This window comes from Snuella lapsa, from assembly GCF_039539345.1.
Classification (GTDB): domain Bacteria; phylum Bacteroidota; class Bacteroidia; order Flavobacteriales; family Flavobacteriaceae; genus Snuella; species Snuella lapsa.
In genome coordinates this window covers 23,715-47,572 of the sequence record NZ_BAABCY010000027.1, presented here as the reverse complement: position 1 = coordinate 47,572, position 23,858 = coordinate 23,715, and the positions used below count along the sequence as shown (strand labels likewise).

24 protein-coding genes, 1 tRNA gene and 1 pseudogene are annotated in these 23,858 nt (G+C 33.1%); 12 read left to right on the top strand and 14 right to left on the bottom strand.

Annotated elements, in window-relative coordinates; all coding sequences use genetic code 11:
* The 11 genes and pseudogenes from ABD792_RS04660 to ABD792_RS04610 form a co-directional block, all read right to left on the bottom strand.
* Positions 1-234, bottom strand: a pseudogene (locus ABD792_RS04660) (hypothetical protein); the annotation flags it as partial.
* A gap of 48 nt (positions 235-282) precedes the next feature.
* Positions 283-951 (bottom strand): ATP-binding cassette domain-containing protein, encoded by a 669-nt coding sequence (locus tag ABD792_RS04655; RefSeq protein ID WP_345004649.1) that lies wholly within the window; start codon positions 949-951, stop codon positions 283-285.
* Between the two features lie 281 nt (positions 952-1,232).
* A complete protein-coding gene (locus ABD792_RS04650; protein ID WP_345004648.1) occupies positions 1,233-1,886 on the bottom strand; it encodes a hypothetical protein in 654 nt (217 codons plus the stop codon).
* Complete coding sequence (locus ABD792_RS04645) at positions 1,883-2,446, bottom strand: hypothetical protein (RefSeq protein ID WP_345004647.1); 564 nt, start codon at positions 2,444-2,446, stop codon at positions 1,883-1,885. The genes ABD792_RS04650 and ABD792_RS04645 overlap by 4 nt, the downstream gene beginning before the upstream one ends.
* A complete protein-coding gene (locus ABD792_RS04640) occupies positions 2,443-3,153 on the bottom strand; it encodes a hypothetical protein (RefSeq protein WP_345004646.1) in 711 nt (236 codons plus the stop codon). The genes ABD792_RS04645 and ABD792_RS04640 overlap by 4 nt, the downstream gene beginning before the upstream one ends.
* Before the next feature lie 223 nt (positions 3,154-3,376).
* The gene (locus ABD792_RS04635) at positions 3,377-3,835 is read right to left on the bottom strand and encodes a phosphotransferase (protein ID WP_345004645.1); all 459 of its coding nucleotides are present in this window, start codon (positions 3,833-3,835) and stop codon (positions 3,377-3,379) included.
* A gap of 24 nt (positions 3,836-3,859) precedes the next feature.
* Positions 3,860-4,357 carry a protein kinase family protein gene (locus tag ABD792_RS04630; RefSeq protein WP_345004644.1) on the bottom strand — a complete coding sequence of 166 codons (498 nt, stop codon included), beginning with the start codon at positions 4,355-4,357 and terminating at the stop codon, positions 3,860-3,862.
* 1 nt (position 4,358) lies between these two features.
* Positions 4,359-4,796, bottom strand: a complete 438-nt coding sequence (locus ABD792_RS04625; protein ID WP_345004643.1) for a hypothetical protein — start codon at positions 4,794-4,796, stop codon at positions 4,359-4,361.
* Complete coding sequence (locus tag ABD792_RS04620; RefSeq protein ID WP_345004642.1) at positions 4,789-5,190, bottom strand: hypothetical protein; 402 nt, start codon at positions 5,188-5,190, stop codon at positions 4,789-4,791. Before ABD792_RS04620 ends, ABD792_RS04625 begins: the two co-directional genes overlap by 8 nt.
* A gap of 78 nt (positions 5,191-5,268) precedes the next feature.
* Positions 5,269-5,847 carry an outer membrane protein gene (locus ABD792_RS04615; RefSeq protein ID WP_345004641.1) on the bottom strand — a complete coding sequence of 193 codons (579 nt, stop codon included), beginning with the start codon at positions 5,845-5,847 and terminating at the stop codon, positions 5,269-5,271.
* Between the two features lie 92 nt (positions 5,848-5,939).
* Positions 5,940-6,605 carry a phytanoyl-CoA dioxygenase family protein gene (locus tag ABD792_RS04610; protein ID WP_345004640.1) on the bottom strand — a complete coding sequence of 222 codons (666 nt, stop codon included), beginning with the start codon at positions 6,603-6,605 and terminating at the stop codon, positions 5,940-5,942.
* Between the two features lie 265 nt (positions 6,606-6,870).
* Here ABD792_RS04610 and ABD792_RS04605 point away from each other — a divergent pair.
* The 7 genes from ABD792_RS04605 (at position 6,871) to ABD792_RS04575 (ending at position 11,845) form a co-directional block, all read left to right on the top strand.
* Positions 6,871-6,944, top strand: a tRNA-Ala gene (locus ABD792_RS04605).
* Positions 6,945-7,458: 514 nt separating this feature from the next.
* Entirely contained in the window at positions 7,459-7,746 is a 288-nt protein-coding gene (locus ABD792_RS04600) for a helix-turn-helix domain-containing protein (protein ID WP_345004638.1), read from the top strand.
* Positions 7,747-7,770: 24 nt separating this feature from the next.
* The gene (locus ABD792_RS04595) at positions 7,771-8,979 is read left to right on the top strand and encodes a primase-helicase family protein (RefSeq protein WP_345004637.1); all 1,209 of its coding nucleotides are present in this window, start codon (positions 7,771-7,773) and stop codon (positions 8,977-8,979) included.
* Positions 8,980-9,276: 297 nt separating this feature from the next.
* Complete coding sequence (locus tag ABD792_RS04590; protein ID WP_345004636.1) at positions 9,277-10,146, top strand: toprim domain-containing protein; 870 nt, start codon at positions 9,277-9,279, stop codon at positions 10,144-10,146.
* Positions 10,130-10,654, top strand: a complete 525-nt coding sequence (gene mbpA, locus ABD792_RS04585) for a mobilization protein MbpA (RefSeq protein WP_345004635.1) — start codon at positions 10,130-10,132, stop codon at positions 10,652-10,654. The genes ABD792_RS04590 and mbpA overlap by 17 nt, the downstream gene beginning before the upstream one ends.
* Entirely contained in the window at positions 10,651-11,517 is an 867-nt protein-coding gene (locus ABD792_RS04580; RefSeq protein ID WP_345004634.1) for a relaxase/mobilization nuclease domain-containing protein, read from the top strand. Before mbpA ends, ABD792_RS04580 begins: the two co-directional genes overlap by 4 nt.
* A 13-nt stretch (positions 11,518-11,530) precedes the next feature.
* Positions 11,531-11,845 carry a DUF6730 family protein gene (locus ABD792_RS04575; protein ID WP_345004633.1) on the top strand — a complete coding sequence of 105 codons (315 nt, stop codon included), beginning with the start codon at positions 11,531-11,533 and terminating at the stop codon, positions 11,843-11,845.
* A gap of 20 nt (positions 11,846-11,865) precedes the next feature.
* Here the strand turns inward: ABD792_RS04575 and ABD792_RS04570 are convergent, their stop codons facing one another.
* The 3 genes from ABD792_RS04570 to ABD792_RS04560 are packed head-to-tail and all read right to left on the bottom strand — an operon-like array spanning position 11,866 to position 13,758.
* On the bottom strand, positions 11,866-12,189 hold the full coding sequence (locus tag ABD792_RS04570) for a hypothetical protein (RefSeq protein ID WP_345004632.1): 324 nt from the start codon (positions 12,187-12,189) through the stop codon (positions 11,866-11,868).
* A gap of 17 nt (positions 12,190-12,206) precedes the next feature.
* Positions 12,207-12,560 (bottom strand): hypothetical protein, encoded by a 354-nt coding sequence (locus ABD792_RS04565; RefSeq protein ID WP_345004630.1) that lies wholly within the window; start codon positions 12,558-12,560, stop codon positions 12,207-12,209.
* Positions 12,526-13,758 (bottom strand): HEPN domain-containing protein, encoded by a 1,233-nt coding sequence (locus ABD792_RS04560; RefSeq protein WP_345004628.1) that lies wholly within the window; start codon positions 13,756-13,758, stop codon positions 12,526-12,528. The genes ABD792_RS04565 and ABD792_RS04560 overlap by 35 nt, the downstream gene beginning before the upstream one ends.
* 171 nt (positions 13,759-13,929) lie before the next feature.
* Here ABD792_RS04560 and ABD792_RS04555 point away from each other — a divergent pair, with 171 nt between their 5' ends.
* The 5 genes from ABD792_RS04555 to ABD792_RS04535 all read left to right on the top strand — a co-directional run bounded on the left by ABD792_RS04555 (position 13,930) and on the right by ABD792_RS04535 (position 23,785).
* Positions 13,930-14,151 (top strand): helix-turn-helix domain-containing protein, encoded by a 222-nt coding sequence (locus tag ABD792_RS04555; protein ID WP_345004627.1) that lies wholly within the window; start codon positions 13,930-13,932, stop codon positions 14,149-14,151.
* Positions 14,152-14,598: 447 nt separating this feature from the next.
* A complete protein-coding gene (locus ABD792_RS04550; protein WP_345004626.1) occupies positions 14,599-16,581 on the top strand; it encodes a site-specific DNA-methyltransferase in 1,983 nt (660 codons plus the stop codon).
* A 2-nt stretch (positions 16,582-16,583) separates the two neighbouring features.
* Positions 16,584-19,454, top strand: a complete 2,871-nt coding sequence (locus ABD792_RS04545) for a type III restriction-modification system endonuclease (protein ID WP_345004625.1) — start codon at positions 16,584-16,586, stop codon at positions 19,452-19,454.
* A 43-nt stretch (positions 19,455-19,497) separates the two neighbouring features.
* Positions 19,498-22,524: a TrlF family AAA-like ATPase gene (locus tag ABD792_RS04540; protein WP_345004624.1), complete on the top strand. Its 3,027-nt coding sequence runs from the start codon at positions 19,498-19,500 to the stop codon at positions 22,522-22,524.
* Positions 22,517-23,785, top strand: a complete 1,269-nt coding sequence (locus ABD792_RS04535; RefSeq protein ID WP_345004623.1) for a DUF2130 domain-containing protein — start codon at positions 22,517-22,519, stop codon at positions 23,783-23,785. Before ABD792_RS04540 ends, ABD792_RS04535 begins: the two co-directional genes overlap by 8 nt.
* Positions 23,786-23,858 lie beyond the last annotated feature (73 nt).

Sequence of the window (23,858 nt, the reverse complement as noted above, 5' to 3'; positions counted from 1 at the left end):
ATCATTGCAGGATCTCTCAAAGTGGCACTGTTTGACCGAAATACGTGGCATGGTCACGCCGAAATAGCCAATTATGGTTGAATGTCCAACAGATACCCCTTTCACATCTGTAATAGCATTGAATTTACCTGTCGTTCCTTCAAAAGGGATTCCCAAATCTCTTGCTCTTGGTTTTTGTCCATAAGACTGTGACCAGAATAACATAATTATAAAAACTACTGATAGTTTACTCATCTGATTTGTATTGGTTTTTAATTCAGTTTTTGGTAATCTAAAATATTGTTATTCGTTCGACCTCAAATATTCATGTTTTATTAGGTCGTCCTTATCTATTATTTCAATTTTTTCGGCATCTTTTATAACGAAATTTTTATCTGTTATGTCTAGCACATCATCGTAGTAATGGTCTGTTAGAATTATTCCTTTTGATTTCTTAAGCTTTAGTAATAAATCCTTAATTACATCTTTATAAATCGGTTCGATCATTGAAAATGGCTCGTCCAACAATAAGAACGGATGATCTAGGTTTCCAATTATTAATAATTCAAGATAGCGTAATTGCCCTAATGATAGTTTTCCAACTTTTGTTTTTTCAAAACTTGATACTCGAGGAGCATAAAAAACAGCGTCTTGGTCATCTCCATTAGGAAAGAATATAGGGATTATTTCTCTTACTTTCCGTTCCTTTGGTAAAAAAGAGTCTTGTGGTAGGTAGCCTATCTTTTTTGAGGGGATTATTTCTTTTTGTAAAAAGTTATCTGAATTTATTTTTATAAGGATAGCATCGGCTTTTACCGTTCCGAATATTAATTTTAACAATGTCGATTTACCTGTTCCGTTACGGCCAAATATCCCAATAATCTCGCCTATTTTGCAATCAAGTTCAACGTTCTTTAAAACGGTATTCTTTCCGTATGATTTGTTAATGTTGGTTACTTTTAAGGTATCCATTTATCTGAACATTAGTGAGATTAGAAAGAGCAAAAGAGAGATTATCGTATTGAACATCCATACTTTTTTTAAAAGAGCAGCTTTTGTAAACCCAAGGTTGTGATAGGCGTAATATTCGTTCTTTTTAAAAGTTTGATAGCCTAGAGAACCTATTAAAATACCCACGGAGGAAAAAATAACGATACTCCAAAAAACACCAGACATTAATCCGATAACCAAACTAAAGGGGACATTGAATATATTTATATCTATGAAGTATTTAAAAATTGCTTTGCTGTACATTATTTTCTAATCTTTGAGATAAACTTATTCCCATAATAAAGTTCAAGTTTTGGTTGGTTATCAGAGTTCAAACAAGGAAAACTTAAGAAACACACAAATTGTTCCCATTTGGGTTTAGAGTGTGGGTAGTACACCACAGAAATTAACCTTTTTTGTTTTTCAAATAGGTCATTTGCCGAATGTCTTCGGTTGGTTCCAAAGTATGTTCTGGTTTCACAATTTTCATAGCCCTCAAATTTAAAAGTATTAAAAGAGTCTTTTTTCGACGGATCGTATTTGGGGAGTAGTTTGTAGGGTTTTCCTTTTTTGTCTACCAATTTTGATTTTAAGTAAGATTCGTGAGTATGACCAAATCCTATAACAGACCTCCCTTTATGTGCTTGGTAGTCGGATAACCTGTATCTTACTTTGTTTTCGGTGTCAATCAAACTAAATGCGTTTATGTCGATAGAATCTTTATCGTTCGATCTAATAATACATTTGATGCTAATGATTTTATCGTTTTCTTTTTTACTTGATCTATTAACTCGGGTTCTAAGACCATTATTTATTTCAATCTTTTTTATTTCCAAAGTATGGATGCTATCTAAGTTCACGGTTTGAGAATAGATAGCTTGACTTAGCATAAAAGAAAAAATAATAATAGTTTTCACTTAAAAATATATTGTAACGATAATGTTGTTAAATATCCTCCTTCAAAATCTCCAGTTCCATATAGATATGACAATCGAATTACGAATGGTTTAGATCCAATTTTAAATCGGTAACCAATATTTGCCAGGGGGCCATTCATGAATTTCTTAATAAGTGTTGGGTCATTGAAGTTTCCATTATTAAGCCTTTCTCCTGTTTGTTCAAAACTGTATCCAATGCCCAAAAAGCCCCCGCTCTTATTTTGCTGTGCTTTGTTGCTGCTGGCAAGTCCGAAATTATAGTCTATAATAATCGGTATGTGAAAGGTAATTTGATTTTCTTCAATAAAGTTGTTGTCAACATTATAACCAATTCCAAAATTAGCACCAAGCGAAAGAGTTGAAGATTTACCTACGTTTATTAAATTTAATCTAGGCGAATAAACCACTCCAATTGCATGGAGTGATGCTTTTCTGGTTCCTATAAAACCACCAGCTCCAACTGAATGCGAAAAAGATTCCTGTGCTGGTAGTATATCGCAAAAGAAAACTAGGAAAACTAGCACTAGGATGTTTTTCATTTCTTTAAAAAACTATTTAATTGCTGTCCAATTTCTTCAATGGTTAAAAGAACAGCTTTGTCTTTAATTCTGTTAACTGCTTCACTTTCGCTTATTTCACCGTCTTGTTTTTTTGATTGAAAATCTTTTGTTACAATTGTCGAAAAAGGGATCAGGCCTGTTCTAACATCTAAAATAATTAGTTGTGTTGTGGCAAAAGCTTTTATGTCGGATTTTGCAAACAATTTATAATTAGAATATATGTCACTAGCTATTGAATATATTACCACAATGTCAGATTGTGTTCTAACCGCAGATTCTCTTATACTTGTAAATGTAGGAGAACTTGAAATTAGTAAATCGGGTATTACGGAAACCTTATTTATTCTATTTGATTGTTTGAATATTTCAGAAAACAAATCTAAATATGCTTGTTGCGATTTTAAATAGTTTTCGTTATTCCAATAGTATCTCCGTTGGTTTTGAATGCTTTCAAGCTTAACAATAGAAACCCTTAGGTTATTTGGTAGCTTGTATTCTCCTTCTAGAATTTTTTGAATATTCTCTTCAGAAATAGTTGCACTTTTGTCATCAAACAATGACTTGGTTATTGGGTGAGTTGGTTCGGAATACCTATTGTATTCGGTTACGGTAGTTCCATTAATTGGCTTTGTTGCTATACACGATACAAGTGTTGTTGTAAATAGTAAAAAAATAAATTGCTTCATTAAATTCTTTCTTAGGTTACTACCATAACATGAAAAATAAGGGTGTCTTATTCTTCTCTAAAGATAACTCCTATGCTGGAATTAACATAATAAATCGTTTTGTACTTTTATATTTTAAAATGATGATAGGGTTTTTTCGATATGATACTGTAGCCTTCCTTAGCAGAATACTCTTTAAGTTGTTTTGTAGCCTTTCCTAATAATGTGGTTCATTCTTGTTGATCTACGTTGTTATTTCAATATTATTGTATTCAATCCAAGATTTTAGTCTTGCTACATAGAACATTTTGAGATAGTTTTCGGATAAAAAGATATTTGACCAATCAAACCTTTGTGCCTGGACACCAAGATAAAAAACATAAACAGCTAAGCCTGCTTGGGGAATTAATTTCAGCTCATCATCCGATAATAGTCTAATACTTTGATAGCCTTCCAAAAAGTATTTCATTTTTCGCTCGTATTCTTTTTTGTCGGCTTCAATATGAAATAGTTGTTTGCAAAAATATCCAAGATCTAAAATTTGTGCTCCATTTCCACAAAAATCAAAGTCAAAAATTGTAATTTCTTTTTCGTTAGTCACAGCCATATTATCGTACCAAATATCCATATGAACAACTCCTTTTTTTGTGTTGTTAAAATCAAGGTTTTGAAAACTCTTTCCAATCGCCTTGATAAACTTCATTTCAGGTAATTGTTCTGAAAAAAATTATTTTAAATGCTCATAAGGTAATTCTATAAGCGATTTTTTATTGTAAGTAACTCGGTTAATGATAGTGTTTAAGGTAAGGTTATGCATTTTGGCCATTAGAGAACCTATTTTAGAACAAGTCTCTTTATCCAAAAATCGAATTTTATCTCCTTTCGCAAAGGAGAAAAGGATTAGGTATCTGATGCCTTCGGGTGCATTGATCTCTTGAATAAACGCACCGTTCTTGTCTTTAATCGGAAAAGAAACACTTAAATTGTTCTGGTTCAATAAATTTAAAAGTTTTATCTCTTCGAGGATTTCCAATTTTGTTCTCCAGTTATGACTGTAAACTCTTAAGGCGTATTTTGTATTGTTATCTGATAGAAAATAGGTGTGATTTATTCCGGTTCTAAATAGTTCACACTTCAAATCTTTGGTAAATTGATATTTGTCTTTTATAAATTCACCTAAGGCTTTTGCCGAGATAGTAGATGCCGTAACTGGAAATGGTGTCATTTTATTTTAAATATTCGATCAATAAGTTTAATTCGTTAGTCGAGTAGGCGAAATTATGAGAATTAGGTTGGTTTCCCCAATTATCTTTTAGGGCAAGAGCGTATGGATTTTTGTTTTCAATCAATGAATCTTGCTTTGTTAAGTATAATTTTAAATAGTTTATGCCGACTTTGTCAACAATTCCTTCTAAATAATCGTGAAGGTTGCCTTTTGTAACGTGACATTTTTCACAGTCGTTTAAGAATATATTCAATCCTTTTTCAAATTCAGGAGTTCGTTTATCGTCTTTGGAAACTAGCGGCTCATATTTAGGATTATTAGGATTAAACTCAGTAATTCCATTAATTTTAAGAATGTACATAAATCCTGAAACCAATAGAATAGTCACTATAGAGAGTATAATAAAGATGTTCCTTAGCTGTCTGATTAACTTAGTCATTTTGATGTTCGAATATTAGTTTAATTTTCTTTTCGTTTATTAATTTTTGAACATCTGAATAGTTCATTTTCTCTATAGGAACAATTTCTGTTTTGGGTCTGTATATTTTTATGTTTGAATAATAACTTGCTCTGGTCACAAATGTGTATAAGTCCGTTGAATCTTTGTTTTTTGTTCTTATGTTTAGCCTTTTCCAGTTTTTTTCTACTACACCAAATTCAAACGTTTCTTCATTAACTATAATGTCTGAATCTTTTGATATATAATAAATTTCTTGGTAAGCTCCGTAGTGATCTTCAATTTCCATTAAGTAAAGTCCAAAAACAATAAAACCAGAAACTGCGATTAAAGCAATGATAAATATTGTAAATCCATTTTTTAATGCTCTGCTCAAGATTTGTTTTGAATTTTTAACTAAGTTTTACTGTTTTTAATATTACGGTTTCTTTTTTAGGTGGAGTATTTAAAAGGCTTAAATTTTTAACCCCAAACCAATTTTTAAAAGGTTAACATTTGTATTGTATTTTATATCTGGAACATTATCAACATTAAGCTTTGTAAAGTCATATTGAACTTGAATGAATAACTTGTTGCTAATATCGTATGCTATGCCAAGGTTAGTTCCAAATCCGCTTTGAGTCTCTGATTCACCAGAGACATCAAATCCATTATTAGTGCCTGAAACTTGAAAGATCATAAATGTATACCCCAAACCTATAAAAGGTTTTAATTTTTTTATTGCATTTATGTTGAGTTCGGCAAAACCCTTAGGTTGGATTGTATATGTAGTGACTAAAAAATCTAGAGGCCCGTTATTTTGATTGGAGTTGTTGATTAAAACGCCTCCATTTAAGCTAATTCCTAGTTTAACGGGTTTTATATCTACAGCCTTGTATTTTAAACCTACATCAATTATCCCATAAGATTCTTTTCCAAGAAAATTATTATCTATTGGAGTGGGGTAATTGGCCTCAAAAGTAAATTTAGAATCTTGGGAAAATAATTTAATTGTGAAAATCAATAGTAATGTCAATAAAAGTTTTTGTTTCATTTGGATGATTTTAATTGTATTCTTTGCGCGTATTAGCTTTTTTTATTTTGAATAGTTCCGACCAACTTAACGGTTTAGTCAAATAATGTTTATTAAACTCTAAATGTATTACCCTTCTTTTTTTTTCCATTTGTCGTCCTGTCTGAAGCATGTAAGGTAAGAGGCTTCATTAGCATTGCTCCTCCTTTTTCCACCTCACAGATGAATTCGTTTTCGATATTCCAATCTTTTGAGTTAGTGCGAACTATTCCTTTTAAATGCGATTTAGGGATTACTTTTAAAGCACCATTATTTTTGTCTGTTTTGTCTAAATGAATTCGGATTGTTATTGTGTCTTGTAAAATTTCAATTGGTGGCTGAACTCCATATTGTCCTTGTTTGATAGTCCAGTTTAAGTAGTTTTTTAGATCTGCTTTTTTGTCAACGGAAATGCTCAAATCTTGATGGTAAGCAACAAACCAATTAGATTTGTTAGGTTTGTCAAAATAAATTGCCTTTGTTAAGAAGTATTCGGATTCGGAAAGTTCAGAGAGTAATTGGGTTAGTTTTGTGTTAAATAACAAATCAGTTAGTTCAGGAATATTTTTTATTAATTGCCTAATTGCAAATAAATCCTTTGTTTTCATAAATGAATTTCCATCCTGTTCAGTATTTTCGATACAAGCTAAAATCTGTTTTATTTCGTAGTCCGAATAAAGGTCAGATAAAATGGAATATCCATTTTCTTCAAGTTCAGTTTTGTTTTTTATGCAGTTCATTTTTAGCTGTCTCTTCTAAATTTGACCATTGGTTGTATTTATTTTGTTCCTTGTAAACCAATCTTTGTGTTTAATTTGTTTAAAGCTAATATACCATATTTGTACTCAATTTCGTATCAAAATATTTTTTAGTTGGTGGTGGGTTTTAGTGGTGGGTTTTTGCATTAAAATGCATATATTTGCGCTGTTTTGCAGGTGTATGCAAATAGGGTAAAATACTCTAAAATGTTTGTAAAGCCTTGAAAACACTACATATACTGTAAATGGGGATGTAGCTCAGTTGGCTAGAGCGCTTGACTGGCAGTCAAGAGGTCGTCGGTTCGAGCCCGATCTTCTCCACAGTGATAGCAAGGCTTCAGAGAGTTTTACTCTTTTGAAGCCTTTTCATTTGCACGCAATTTGCACGCGGAAATAATAATTAATAAAATTTTTATTGATTTAACTTAATTTAACATTTCTGTCATGTGTGTTTCCAATAAGATTGAATTTTTCAAAGGTTGAAATCAAGCATTTGGCCTAAGTACACTCTCTCTAATCTGCGTTTTTATTCCTGGAATTTTCTAAAGAACATGAACTTCATTGTTAATAACTCAAAATACGTCCTGAAAACTGCAATTTTTTGCCATTTTAATTAGTGTCAATTGATATGAATAAGATAGAAGAAAAACGAAGTAATAGTTTTTGTTATATAGCCTGAAAAGAACTGTTTTAATTTGCTGTTTGTCAAATATATGTGAATAAATATTTTAAGTTTTTTCTTCTTTCAAAAGCTCTGTTTTATACTTTTATTTCCACACTCCCATAAGGGAAAACAAAGGCCTTTGTTCATTTTATTAACCTAAAAACAATAAAAATGGACAATCTATTAATATTGGAACGGCTTGACCGTTTAGAAAAATTGCTCATTGGCCAAAAAGAGGTATTGACCTTTGATGAGGCCAGTGATTATACTGGCATATCTCGAAGCTATCTTTATAAACTAACAGCTTCCGGAAAAATTCCACATTCCAAGCCCAATGGTAAAATGCTCTTTTTTGAAAAGAAGAAGCTTGTGGACTGGTTACTTCAAAACAATCGTAATCCACAACAAAATCTCGAATCAAGAACTTTGTTTAATACTGGAAACCAAGGGGCACGGTAGGGTAATTCAATAAAAATATTTATCATGAAACAGATACCTTATGTACGTGTAGGCACGTCCTATTATAAGCGTGTCAAAGCTCCGACTATTGCAGGTCATTTTAATGAAATTCTGGTTCATTGGACTTTGGACACCATAAAGCATGACCATGGTAAGAACTACCTGAGTAAAATACCAAAGTATGACGGTTTTACCTGCATACCAAGCCATTTGGAATACCAACAGGAATACTTCGGGTTTTATAATACCTATTCGCCGTTATCAAGATCTCCACAGGAGGGAGAAATAGAAACGACTTTAAAATTTGTCAAGCATATTTTCGGGCCTCAATTTGAATTAGGTCTGGACTATCTTCAAATCCTCTATATGCGGCCTGTTCAGGTTTTACCCATTTTATGCTTGGTTTCTAAAGAGCGAACTACAGGTAAAAGTACTTTTCTGAAGTGGCTGAAGGCTATGTTTGAAAATAATCTCACTTATCTAACCAATGATAGTTTTGGGAGTCCATTTAATGCAGATTGGGTGAATAAGCTGCTGATATGTATTGATGAAGTGTTGTTTAATAGAGAAGAGCTTACCGAACGTATTAAATACCTAAGCACGACTAATACCAATATGTTGGAGGCCAAAGGTAGAGATAAGCGAGAAGTTGAGTTTTTTGGTAAGTTTATTTTATGCAGCAACAATGAAGATAATTTTATCAAAATTGATGCTAATGAAACCCGGTTCTGGGTATTGAAAATCCCATCTATAACACAGGAAGAAACAGACTTCTTAGATAATCTAATCAGTGAAATTCCAGCCTTTTTACATTTTTTAATCCATAGGAAACTAAGCTCCAGGCATGTCACACGCATGTGGTTCCAGCCTCAACAACTTATGACTAAAGCCTTGCTGCGATTGATTCGTAATAACCGGAATCGCGTAGAGAAGGAACTGGCCAGCATATTGCTTAATGCTATGGAGCATTTAGATGTTAATACAATTAATATGTGTTCTTACGACGCTGTGCAGCTTTTAAATACCACACGAGTTAAATCTGATCATACCCAGCTTAGAAGGATGTTTAAAAACGATTGGAAATTAATGAATCAAGGAAATTCCAACCGATATCAAAAACTGGTGATCTGGGCTGATGGTAGTTTTAACCTAATTCCAGCTAAGGGACGCTATTTTACTATTGAAAAGGATTTCCTGATTAAAAATTTTGATGAATTGATGACAGATGATTAAAAGCTCGCTGTTTATAAGGGCTGAGGCTGTCATCATTATATCATCTTTAAGTCATCAAAATAAATAATGATGATAGATAGAGATAAATAAAATTAAAAAGTGATGAAGTGATGTCAATTTGATGACAAGCAAAACCCTTGTGTTTATTAGGGTTAACAAAGAATTGTCATCAAAACATCAAAATAAACTTAAAAACCTATTGGCTTATGAAATGAGCCATAACTTTTCTAAGTATGAACTGGAAATGCTTCATAGCGAATTACATCTTACCGATAAAAAACAATAAAAATTATGCAGATGAAAAGAAAAATAAATTGTGAAACAGCCCGTAATTTTCCAGTGGAAAAAGCACTGGAAAAATTAGGGCACTTTCCCAATAGGGAAACGGAACAAGAAGCTTGGTTTCTGAGTCCTTTCAGGTCAGAAACACAAGCCTCTTTGAAAGTGTCTAAAAGAAAGAACAGATGGTACGATCATGGGCTGGGTATTGGTGGCAATGTAATTGATCTCGTAATACTTGTCTTAAGCTGTCCGGTAAAACATGCTCTGATGTTTTTAAGCGATAATCCAACCTCTTTTTCTTTTCAGCAGCAACAGATACCATTTAAGGAGAATATATCTATTGTCGAGGTGGTCAAGATACAGGAGATAACGCATCCGGCATTGATCCAGTACTTAAGTTCAAGATCTATACCGTTGTCAGTAGCGAAAGTTTACTGTAAACAAGTATGGTATAAATACAATTCAAATCTATTCTTTGCTATTGGACTGGAGAGCATAAAAGGAGGGTGGGAACTTCGCAATAGGATTGTCAAAAATTGCAGCAGTCCCAAAACCTATAGTCTTATTAAAAGAGACAGCAAGCAATTGGTTATTGTGGAAGGTATGTTCGATCTATTCTCACTAACGGTATTAGAGAAAGAGCTAACCAATACTTCGGATATTATCGTGCTCAATTCCCTTGCTTTTATAAGGGATGTGGAGGATTATGTTAATCATTATGTTAATCATTATGTTAGAATCTTACTTTATTTGGATAATGACAGGGCAGGTGATAAGGCCACTAGGTATTTAACAGAAATTTTTCCCTTTGTAACTGACAAAAAGGAAACTTACAAAAACCATAAAGATTTAAACGAATACCTGTGCCATGTTAGAGGAAGCTAATTTTGAATATATACCCCCGGAAATTCAGGAACAGGATAAACGGACGCTTGAGATTCCTACCGATGTGATTAACGGTTCGGATAGTATTGCATTGGAATTGGAAACAGGTGCAACGGAAGGGAAGATCGTTTTGGGTAGGAATTCGAGATGTGTGTCTGTGGACACATTCTCGTCTGCTCCCGAAGGTCGCAGAGAAAAAAGAGTGTTTAAGGGGAAGGAAGAACTCGTTAAGTTTCGATGTTCCGTCTACGAAAAGAAACTATTGAAGGTCAAGGCAAAAAGCACGGGATTGACCCTTAGTGAATACATCAGGCGCTCTATTTTTGAAAAGGAGATCACCGAACGGTTTAGTGAAGAGCATATCAATATCTATAAAATGCTGATTAAATACCATAACAACTTTAAGTCAATCGGTAATATGTTCAAAAAGCGAGACCCAAAACTCACGCAAAAGGTTCATGAATTGGCAAATGAAATTAAGAGACATCTAAACAATTTTCAAAAATGATAGGCAAGGGTAAGAGCATAGCACATACACGGGCATCGATGTCCTATGGTTGGAACCAGGAAAAGGATGCAGAGGTCATTTTAAAGGAATATTTATATGGTGAAACGCCAAATGAAATCACCAAAGAATTTCAAATGCTCCAGGACCTGAACGATAACTGCAAAAAGAACACCCTGTCCTTTGTTATCAGTCCGACCATTGAAGACGGTAAGAAGCTAGAAAAGGATGGGCTGGAGGCTATTGCAAGGCAGTTTATCCAGGAAATGAAGCTTCAGGAACGCCAGTCCATTGCCTTTGTGCATCGGGACAAAGAGCATACCCATATCCATCTATATGTCAACCGCATTGACTTTAATGGTCAGGCCTATAACGATAGCTTCATTGGAAAACGGAGCCAACAAGCAGCGGAACGTGTGGCAGAGCGCATGCATTTAACAACGGTCAAGCAGGTACAGTTTGAAAAGGAATTCAACCTTAGGGAGATAAGGGCGGAGATAAAGCGCAGGCATGACCTGTCCATGAGCCAACTCAAGCCCAGGGGGATGGATGATTATATAAAGGCTATGAAGGCTAATGGCGTAGATGTAATACCGGTCATAAACAAACAGAACAAGCTCCAGGGATTTCGGTTTGGGTTTGATGGCCATAACCTTAAGGGGAGTGAGGTGCACCGTAACATGTCCGTTGGCAATATTGCCCAACAAATAGCCGGCAGGTCTACAGCTGAAATCCAATTGAGCTCAAAAACAAGAACGGCAACCGTTAAACTTATGGACAAGGCGGTTGATCTGACACCCAACGTTAGTCTGAAAATTGCCAGGTTCATCCTTAAAAAAGCGATACAAAAAGGAATAGGATACTAAAAACATAAATGTTATGACAAGAATAGAGGAACTTTCGAAATTATTGGTTGAAGAACTTAACGACTTTAATAAGGGGATTGAAAAGCTTGGAAAGATCAATGAGGAACTTAAAACCACTAAGATTAAAATGGATCTAACTGAATATAAATCCATTATAGAATCACATCAAAATCAAATGGACAAACACCAAAAGGCCATAGAACAGTTTGAAGAACGTTTCAATAAAAAGATCAGGGAGGCCAAAATATATCCTAATTGGGCGGTGGTGATCTTTATAGTTTGTGTTGTTGTATCCGTAGTGTTGGCTGCTTATGTAGTTATAAAATAAAGGATTGCTTTGGTATTACTTTATACGGTTTGTTTAATGATTGCATATACATCATCCAAAAACTCGCCTTCATCAAATGGTAAAAGTTTCTGTGCTAGCTCTAGAGTTTTGCGGATATCCTTGCCATGATCTTTTATATGAGGCGGGCAATAAGTATCACCTTGGGTGGCCAATATGCTTACATTCAGTAAAGCTTCAATGGTTGTAAACAGATCTAAATAGCCGTCAAATTCTAAGTAGGTGGCTTTAAATTTATCGTTTCGGATATCTGATGGTTGCAAAGTATCGAATTGATGCCTAGCAGATTTCATTAATCTCTTGAAATCCTTCTTTTTTGCTTTCATGGCTTAAGGGTTTTATATCAATCAATTTTTGTTTCCATTTCAGAAAACTTTTCAGTTAGTTTATCCAGGTAATGCATTTGGGCATCTGGCAGGAGATTTAACACCATTTCTAATACACGACACACACTATCTTCCTTCGTTACATTTTGATTGCTAGGAGACAGTAACATACCGTTACCATCCAAAGCTAAAGCGCAGACTTCCAAAAGGTTCGATATTTGTGAGATTAGGTCTTCATTGCTTTTAACCAAAAAGCTTGCCTGGTAATAAATTGTATTTCTAAGGGTAACAGGTTGTAACATCCCATGGAGGTTTTGGTGAAGTTGATGGATTTCCTTAAGTAGTTTTACTTGTTGTTTCTTGGTTTTCATAGTCTGTTTTATTTTGATTAACGATTTCTGTTTCAGATAATAAATGCTGCACTTTATCTAGGAACTCCATTTCTTCATAGGGTATGAGTTTTAAAGCGCATTGAAGTACTTGTTGAACCGCATAGTCCGCACCGGCTACAGATTCACTTTTGTCTTCTATAGCTTCCAATGCCATGATACTGACTTTTAAGAAGTTTGCTAGCAAGAAAGAAGTGTCCAAATAACCTTTGGTTTCAATATGGATGTTGCGGGTTTCTTTACGGTGGGGATTGTGTTTTAGTAAATAAAAATGCTCGTTGGCGTAGCCCTTTATTTTAGTCAATGCTTCTTTTGCAATAGTTTCAGATGCTATATCAGGTTTAGAGGTTATGTCGAGATTCGCTTTTTCCGTTTTACTCTTTTCTTCAATCAACTGCTTGGTATCATTGAGTTTGTTGTTAAATAAGTAGGTTACTGTGTTATGAATGGCATCTGCTTTGGCTTGAATTTTTAAGATTTGTTCTTTATTGATATGGTAACTGTTTTCATAGCGTGTACTTATATAGGCATTATCAAGAAGCTTTAAAAGGTGTTGCTCTTCCTCTATTTCAGTATTAAAAAGGTTGCCAAGTTCAGGAGTAAAGCCCCTAAGATATGTTTGAAGCTCCTTAATGCTATGGCTTTTACGTTCCTTGCCCATCATAAAAAGTGCCGCATATCGAAACCATAATTCAATGTATTGATGGAGCATAAAAACAGCTTGGGAGTAATTCCCATTTTCTAGAAAGAAATCAGCCCCTTCCTTAAAAGCAGCCATTTTGTTGCTTTCTTTGTCGAAAACGGATTGTATGTTTTTTAATGTTCTTTCGATTATATGGTAGTTATGAAAAATGTCTAATTCTGAATCAGAATCTTTAAAGAGAAGCCTATCACACGAACACCCATGAACGAAGAATAAATTTTCTTCCCTCAATTGTTGCACCGCATATTCATATGGAAATATGCGATATAGGTAATCCGTTTCGTTCTCAAATATTTTAGATACCATTGAGGACAACTCTTTAGTTAGAGAACAACAAGTTCCTTTGAGTATGATGATTAAAAGGGGAGTAGGGTTATCATCTGTCTGGATTCTGGATTTGTAGATGTGTTTAGGATCTAAAAGAGCCTTCAGTTTTATGATTATCTGATTTTGGATGTTAGGATTTTCATATTTCATTATATCATTTATTAAGTTTTGTAATTAACTATTGTGTCTATATTATATACAAAAGTGTAGAAAATAAATACTAATGTATTTAAAATAAACCCAAATTCAAAACAAAAGTGTAAATATTTTAAACAGGGGTGTCTACTTTCTATATTTATGTATCCAAAAATGATATTTATTATGACTAATTTAGGACTGTATTTAGCCAAGAAATCTATAAATAAAGCAGAAGTAGCTAGAAGAACCGGGATAAGTAAATCTCGCTTAAGCCAATTGAGTGGCAATGATTCTACCAAGCTTCGTGCTGATGAACTTTATTTGATTGCTCTCGCAATTGATGAAGATCCGGGAGATCTATTAAAAGAAGTGTGTAAAGATCTAAAATTGACTAAACAGGAATAATTACAATATAATTAGCTATAAGTTTACCAAAGTGGATTGGTGTGTACATTTTAATTAAGGATTTCCTTATTTATATATGAAATCGATTTCTTACTTTTAAGAGCTAAATATGTTCTAATATACCCATAGCATAAGATTTATTATAACTAAGAACAAACCGAAAGCAGATATTAACTTCGAGCATGAGCGATGGAAAGCTGCAAATGTAATATTACGAGGCGTAGAGGCCGATTCCCAATATAAAGATTATTTACTGTCTTTAATGTTCTTTAAATAAAGGGTTTATTCAAATTGGGATTTGTGGAAGTTTAAAATAAAATATAAAAATTATCAAGTATAAAAATGATAGCTATTAGGATTATATGACATAGCTAAAATAGTGAATCTACTATTAGGAAGCTTTAAAGATTTAAGGAGAAATTGTCAGGCAAAAAAAATGAGAATAATATGGAGGAAAATATTACTAATAATATAAAAGCACAGAATCAAAATATTGAGGTTCTGAAAAAACACTTCGGGCAATGTTTTGATAAAAGTGGAAACTTTGATTTTGATAAATTCAAACAAGAACTATCTGAGAATGAAATTGACTTTTATAAAGAAAGTTATGGCATGGACTGGCTTGGAAAATCTTATGCACGTGTTATAGCTAGTGATTCTGCAACTACTTTGCTTAAAGAAGATGAAGAATTCAATTTAAGAGAAGAAAATAAAGATTCTAAAAACTTGCTTATCAAGGGGGATAACCTTGAAGTTTTGAAGCATCTATCGAACTGCTACTATGAGCAAATCAATATGATATATGTTGATCCTCCTTATAATACAGGGAAAGATGATTTCTTCTATCAAGACGATAGAAAGTTTACAATTGAAGACCTAAAAAAACTTGCAGGTGTTAATGAGGAAAAAGCTTCACGAATTTTAGAGTTCACTCAAAGTAAAAGTAATTCTCATTCCGCATGGTTAACTTTTATGTATCCTCGACTCTATATTGCCAAACAACTATTAAAAGAAGATGGAATAATATTTATTTCTATTGACGATAACGAAGTGTCTCAATTGAGATTGATCATGGATGAAATTTTTGGGGAGGAGAATTTTGTGGGGAAAATAATTTGGAAAAATGTTACTGACAACAATCCGTCAAATATTGCTACCGAACATGAATATGTGATATGCTATTCCGTCAACAAAGCTAAAATTGCTCCTTTCTGGAAATCTAGCTTATCTGATATTAAAGAATTGTTGGTTGAAAAAGGAAATGAGTTGGTGTCCAATTATCCAGACCAAGAAGAATTGCAATCTCAATATACAAAGTGGTTTCGTGAAAACAAAAACCAACTTGGCGAATTGGATCGCTATAAGTATATAGATAAAGGTGGAATATTTACAGGAAGTCAAAGTGTTCATAACCCCGGCAAAGATGGTTATCGGTATGATATAATTCATCCCAAAACAAAAAAACCGTGTAAACAACCACTTATGGGGTATAGATTTCCTCAGGAAACTATGGATAAGATGATTGAAGATGGAATAATCATTTTTGGTGAAGATGAGAATAAGCTGGTAGAAATTAAAGTTTATGCAAAGGATTATACTCAGAAGCTTAGTTCTGTATTTCAATTAGACGGTAGAATTGGAGCAAATGAATTAAAAGAATTATTTCCTTCTGTAAAAAAAATCTTCACGAACCCCAAAACGGTTAAACTATTGCAAGAATTAATGGCTTTTGCTGGACAAAATAACGATCTAACACTCGATTTTTTCTCTGGCTCTGGTACAACGGGAGATGCAGTAATGCGTCTCAACAAGGAGGATGGAGGAAATAGGAAGTTTATCCTAGCGCAATTACCTGAACCAATTGATAAATCTAAAAGTAAACCTGCTTATGAATTTGTAAAAAAAGAATTAGGTATTGAAGAGCCAACAATATTTGATATTACAAAAGAACGATTAATCCGATCTGCAAAAAGAATTAAAGAAACCAATCCAGATGGGTTAGATCTTGGGTTCAAAATATTCGAGACAATTCCAGTTTGGGAAGATTATGGATTTGATTCAACCGAATTATCTGGTCAGACAAAACTATTTGACGAAACCAAGTTAAATGAAGAAGACCTTAAAGCTCTTCTCATCACATGGAAAACCTTTGATGGCTCTCCATTAACAGAACAAACTACAACATACGATTTTGAAGGCTATACAGGGCATTATGTAAATAGTAAACTCTATCTGATGGATAAGGGGTTTTCAACCACGAACCTTACAAAATTACTTGAGAAAATAGATTCGGATAAGAATTTCAATCCTACATCAATAATAGCTTTCGGTTATCATTTCGATAGTAAGAATCTCCGTGAAATTTCTGAAAATATTAATTCTTATGCTAATAAGAAGAATATTGATATTGACTTTATAACAAGATATTAGGCATGAAGGGATTTAATTTTGAAAAGAATCTAAACCATCAATCGCAGGCTGTAAATAGTACTGTTGCTGTATTTGAACATCTGCAAATCTTAAAGGCAGAAGGGGCTGATAATAAATGTATTAATCCAATTCTTAATAAAGATGATGGCTATCAATACATTGAAAACATCATTAAAATACAGGGGCAAAATGGTATTGGAGAAATAAGAAATGGCAAAAGTAACATCGTTGATATTATGATGGAAACTGGTACAGGAAAAACCTATACCTATACCAAAACCATCTTTGAACTCAATAAGAATTTCGGAATCTTCAAATTTGTTGTTGTTGTGCCTACACTTTCAATTAAAGCAGGTACGGTGGACTTCTTAAAGTCTGATAGTGCAAGAGAGCATTTCAAAGAACAATATGGTAAAACCCTAAAACTCCATATTGTTGAAAGTAAAAAAGGCAATAAGAGTAAAAAGTCATATATGCCACCTGCTGTTAACAGTTTTGTTACTTCAGGAGATTTTGAAAAGAATAGCATTCAAGTTATGATTATCAATGCAGGTATGATTAACTCCGATACCATGCAGAAAAGCCTTGATAAAGGGCTATTCGATAAATATACCGTCCCTTTTGATGGCATTGCAGCGGTAAATCCATTCCTGATCATAGATGAACCGCATAAGTTCTCACAAGCCAATAAAACTTGGGAGAATATCCAGAAGATGAATCCTCAATTCATTTTGAGATATGGAGCAACATTTCAAGAATACGAAAACCTTGTTTATACTCTATCTGCAGTTGACTCTTTTAATAAGAATCTAGTAAAAGGGGTTGTTGGACATATCACAGAGTTTGAAAACGGAAAGAATGCCATTGTAAGACTTGTTGGTACTGATGGTACTGAAGCTACTTTCGAATTAGTACAAAATTCCAGAAAGTCAACAGTAAAGCTTACTAAAAAATCTAGCTTACAACAGGTTCATTCTGAAATGACCGATTTGACGATTGAAAACCTGAATAAAACGAAAGTAGTTTTGTCCAATGGCCTAGAATTAAAAAAGGGAGATAAAATCAATCCTTATTCTTACGCTCAAACCCTACAGGAAATTATGATTCAAAAAGCTGTAAAGCATCATTTTGAATTAGAAAAGTCTTACTTAACAAGAGATGTCAGAATTAAACCTTTAACCTTATTTTTTATTGATAACATTGAGGAATATAGGGGTGAATCTGGATATATAAAATCAACCTTGGAAGATTTAGTAACAGCAGAAGTTAAGGAGTTACTCAAAACAGAATCCAATGAGTTTTATAAAGCATATTTAATTAAGACAGTGGAAGATATTGCATTAACTCATGGAGGGTACTTTTCAAAAGACAACTCGGAAAAAGATGAAGCCATTGAACAAGAGGTTAATGAGATTTTACACGACAAACAAACAATGCTTGATTTAGAGAACCCTAGAAGATTCATTTTCTCGAAGTGGACATTGAGAGAGGGATGGGATAACCCTAATGTTTTCCAAATATGTAAATTAAGAAGTAGTGGTAGTGATATGTCAAAACTTCAAGAAGTAGGTCGTGGTTTACGTTTACCTGTTAATGAATACGGTAATAGAGTTAAGGATGAACAGTTCTTTCTTAACTACTTTGTGGATTTTACTGAAAATGACTTTGTAGATAGATTGGTTAATGAAATAAACGAAAAGTCAGGTGCTATATCTATCGAAAAAGAACCAGAAAAACTATCCGATAAGTTAATCAAAAAAATATGTGAAGTCTATGATACTAATGAAGATGATCTTCTGGAAGAACTTGACGAACACAATGTGGTAAATAGAACTAATAAATTTAAAGATGGAGGATGGACATACATCAAGAGTAAATTTCCTCAAATCTTTGAAGGGGTTGGATCAAATAAGGTCAGAAAATCTACAGACACCAAAAAACAAGTTTCCATCCGAACTGATAAGTACCAAGAATTAAAAGATTTATGGGAAAAGCTAAATGAAAAGGTGATTTTGGAGTACAAATTTGAAAAGGAATTAGATTTTCAAAACTTACTTACTTCTTTTTTCAAAGCTCAGAAAACGAATTTTTCTATTGAGGGTATTAAAGAGCGAAAAACAAAAGTCGAAATCAAAGATCGACAAGCAATAACAATGGATGAAATTTCCGTTTTAGATAATGAAATCACCCCTGTTTCAACTATGAAATACAGTGATTTTATTCGAGACCTTTCTAAATCCCTAAACATTAACCTAAAAACAATTCACGCTTCGCTAATTGAATCTGGCATAGACATAAATCAGTACTTGAATACCTCTACGATCCGAATAATCAAACAAAATTTTGACAACTACTTAATGTACAACGCTATTGATAAATTCAGTATCGAGTATAAGAAGGTGTCAAATAGTATTCATCCCACAAAATTCACAGATAGTTCAGGAAAAGTTCTTAAAGAAATAAATGCTTCAGACGTAGGAGTACTTCATGCAAATTCAAAAGTTGCAGATAGTTATTTCTTGGAAGAACTATTCTACGATTCTGAATTGGAAAAAGTAAATATTGAAACTGAAATTAAAGAAGTCGTTGTGTTTACAAAGATTCCGAAGAACTCTATTCAAATACCAGTAGCAGGGGGGAAAAGTTATTCTCCAGATTTTGCCTATGTCTTGAACTTTGAGAATGGAGATAAGAAATTACATTTCATTGTAGAGACAAAAAATGTACATGGAGAAGACAGTTTGCGAGATGAAGAAAAACAGAAGATTAAACATGCAGAACAATTCTTCAACGGTAGTGTCAAAATTGACTTTAATACTCAATTTAGTAATAACAAAATTGTGGATCTAATAAATGAGATAGCACGTGTTTAGAGTGTTTTTAAAGTAAAAACCAGAATACAAAACTTAAAACAGAATGAAAGATAAATTTATCAAAGGAGCAAATTGGAGAAAATGGGATTTACATTTTCATGCACCAAGTGAATATACCTGTGCTAAAAACGATCAATTTGAGGGTGATAGTCTTCAAGATAAACAAGATAAATTTATCGAAGAGTTAAAACAGGTACAAGATGTTTCTGTTTTAGGAGTTACAGACTATTTTTCTCTTGATGGTTATAAACTTGTCTTAGATAGAAAAGACGAGTTATCTCATTTTGATTTTATCGTTCCAAATATCGAATTAAGGATTACACCAGTTACGGGTAGTAATAAAAAGATCAATTTGCATATAATACCTAACCCAGAAGCTCTTGAAATAGATGGTATTGAAAGGTTTTTGCACAAATTTGAATTTGGAGCAGAGAATTATACCTGTTCTAAAAAAGATTTAATAAAGCTAGGTCGTAACGTAAGTAGAGTTGACATAAGTGAGGAAGCTGCTTTTAAAAAGGGATTAAATGAATTTACAATAAGCTACGATACTTTTTTTAAGGAGTACAATAAGTTATCTGATAATCTTAAAAACAACATACTAATTGGCATATCTAATAACTCAGGAGATGGAGCTTCAGGTATAAAAGATTTACAAGGAATTAGAGACATTTTATATTCTGGGGTTCATTTCATTTTCTCAGCTCAAGATTCAGACCGTATTTATTTCTCGGGTAAAGGAGTAGATTCTATAGAACAAATAATCAATTTTTATGGAAAGCTTTTACCTTGTATTCATGGTTCGGATTATCATGGTTCTAAGGATGGTAGTTTAATTTGTGTTCCTGACCTTAATCGTTTTTGTTGGATTAAAGCTGATACAACATTCGAAGGTTTAAAACAAGTCTTAATAGAGCCAATTGAAAGAGTTTTCATAGGTGAAGAGCCTGCTATTTTTAAGAAAGTTCATAATAATCAAACAAAATACATAAAACATCTTGAGATTAATAAAGTACCTGAATATTCTGATCAATTTGGAAAATGGTTTGAGAACGTAAATATTGAACTTAATAGCGAACTTGTTGCTATAATTGGGAATAAAGGAAGTGGTAAAAGTGCTATTGCTGATATCCTAGCTTTGTGCGGAAACTTTAATAAACCCGATAGTTTTTCTTTTTTAAATAAGAACAAATTTAGAAAAGGAAGTTTAGCAAAACACTTTATGGGTAAAATTACTTGGGAAAGTGGTGTTGAATCACAATTTCAACTAGATGAAAACCCTGATCCTGATGAACTACCAAGAGTTAAATATCTACCACAGGGGGACTTTGAAGACTTAACGAATGAAATAGATAAAGCAAAGGCATTTCAAGAAGAAATTGAAAATGTCGTTTTTTCTCATTTAGAAGATGAGGATAAATTATCGTTTAGAAACTTCAGTGAGTTAATTGAGAATAAAAAGTTAATAGCGGATAAGGAGATAAAATCAATACAAGATGACCTTCAAACTGCAATTAGTAGTTTAATTAAGCTTGAGAACAAAAAAAATCCGAATTACGTAGCTTCTATTCAAGGAAGATTAAAACAAAAAAGGGAAGAATTAGCTGCTTTGGAAAAACCAAAAGAAGTTAAAGACCCTAATTCAGACAATCTACTTTCTGGATTGAACAAAGAAACCTTAGAGAAAATTGAAAAAATTAAAATCCAAATTGATGAACTTACCAATTTAATTTCCTCGAAAAAAGACACTAAACAAAATTTGATAGTAGAGAAGTCTGAGTTAGACAACTTCGTTCAAGATCTTAAGTTAAAAGAACAAGAAATAGTTCATTTTCAAAGCGAATACAAAGATCTGACTGAAAAGTACAGCTTAAAAATTGAGAATATTATCAAAGTTGATTTTGATTACAAAGAACTCGATAAGTTGATAAAATTAAAAAAAGATAACATTGATAAAATCCAAAAAGAAATTAGTGGTGATCAACAAAATCCTGAAAATTCATTAGAAGGTAAATTGGCAAAAGCAAATGATCAACTTAATCAAGAACAGAAGAAATTAGATAGCACACAGAAACAATACCAAGATTATCTTAAAGATTTGAAACAATTTGAAGCTAAAAAGATTGAAATAGAAGGAGATGATGATAAAACAAATACTCTGAAATACTTTGAGAAAGAACTTCACTATATAGATTTTGAAATAGAAAATGAAATTCAAACTAAGAGAGCTGAAATTCTAAACTATTCTGAAAGAATTTTTTCAATAAAAGAAACAATTGTTGAAATCTACAGAAAAGTGAAACTGAAAATTGATGAGAAGATTGATGAAAACAAATCTCTTCTTGAAGATTACAATATAAATATAGATGCATCAATTGTTTTCAAAGAGAACTTTAAGGATAAGTTCATGAACTTTATATCAAAACAAAAAAAGGGTTCTTTTTATGGCAAAGAAACAGGTTTAGTTCAATTGATAAAAGCTTTAGAAGATTGTGATGCAAGTAAAGTTGAGGATATTAAGGATTTTATTCGCAAAATAATACAATTGCTTAACAACGATTACCGTGAAGGGCAAAACAATGAAACCAGATTTGTTGATGATCAAATTGTTGAATTAGATGAATTCTACTCCTACCTCTATTCACTCCAGTACCTAGACTACAATTACCGCTTAAAATTAGGAGAAAAGAACCTTGAACAATTATCTCCAGGAGAAAGAGGTGCATTGTTATTAGTATTTTATCTACTTCTGGATAATAATGATATTCCGCTCATTTTAGATCAACCAGAAGATAACCTAGACAATCATAGCGTAGCAAATGTTTTAGTTCCTTTTATAAGAAGGGCTAAGCAAAAAAGACAAATCATATTAGTCACGCATAACCCAAATCTGGCGGTAGTCGCAGATGCTGAGCAAATAATATGGGTTGATATCGATAAAAAAGAGAAGAACAAATTTCAATATATCTCAGGAAGTATAGAAAATCGAGAGGTGAATACGAGAATAGTGAACGTACTTGAAGGAGCTATGCCAGCATTTAATAAAAGAAAGCAGAAATATTATGAATAACGAAACCCAAATAAAATGTCCTAACTGCGGAACTTCGATTGATGTTCAGGATATACTTGCTCATCAACTAGAAGAGGAGATAAAACAAAAGTATCAGTCTCAACTTGCAGAAGAAAAGAAGAGATTTCAATCGGATCAGGAAAAGCTAGAAACCGATCGTAAAGCCTTTGAAGAGAAGAAGAAACAGCAAAATGAGTTGTTTCAGGAACGTTTGGAAAAGCAGTTAAAAGAGGAGAAAAAAGCGATCGAAGAAAAACTCAAAGCAAAACTCACAGAGGAGAACTCTGAGCAGTTCAATGCTTTGCAGAAAGAATTGAATGAGAAGTCTGAGCAAATTAAGGAACTTAATAGAACAAAAGCTGAAATAGAAAAACTCAAACGAGAAAAGGCAGAGTTAAAAGAAGCAGCTGAAGCTGAAGCTCAGAAGAAGTTGAATGAAACTTTAGTTGAAGAAAAAGAAAAGATTAGAAAAGCTGAAGAAGAGAAAAACGAGTTAAAGTTCAAAGAACTTCAAAAACAGTTAGAAGATCAGAAGAAGCTTACCGAAGAAATGAAACGGAAGCAGGAACAAGGTTCTATGCAAATGCAGGGTGAAGTTCAGGAGCTAGCAATAGAGGAGTGGTTGGCAGCCCAATTCCCTTTGGATTCTATTGAAGAAATTAAGAAAGGAGCAAGAGGAGGAGATTGCATTCAAATCGTGAATACGAGAAGTCGTCAAAATTGTGGGAAGATTTATTACGAGAGTAAGCGTACTAAAGATTTTCATCCGAGTTGGATAGAAAAGTTCAAAGCCGATATGCGTGAGAAAGGAGCAGATATAGGTGTTCTGGTAACAGAGGCAATGCCGTCAGACTTTAAACGAATGGGAATTAAAGATGGAGTTTGGATTTGTAGTTATGAAGAATTCAAAGGCCTTTGTGCAGTATTAAGGGAATCAGTAATTCAGTTGAGCCTTGCAGTTGCTTCACAAGAAGGAAAAGGAGACAAGATGCACATGCTTTATGATTATTTGACAAGTAATAATTTCCGAATGCAGGTAGAGGCCATTGTTGAAGGCTTTTCTACAATGAAAAACGATTTAGAAAGTGAAAAACGTTCTATGCAACGTATTTGGAAGCAAAGAGAGAAACAAATTGAAAAGGTGGTTACAAATACTATTGATATGTACGCCTCTATAAAAGGAATTGCGGGTAGCGCTATTCAATCTGTTAAAGCTTTAGAATTAACTGATAGTGAGGAAGGTTGGGATGAAGATAATTAAACGGATGAACATATTTTTAACCTCAAAAGACAACAAGGTCTACCGAGATTTTTTATATGATAAAATATTAATT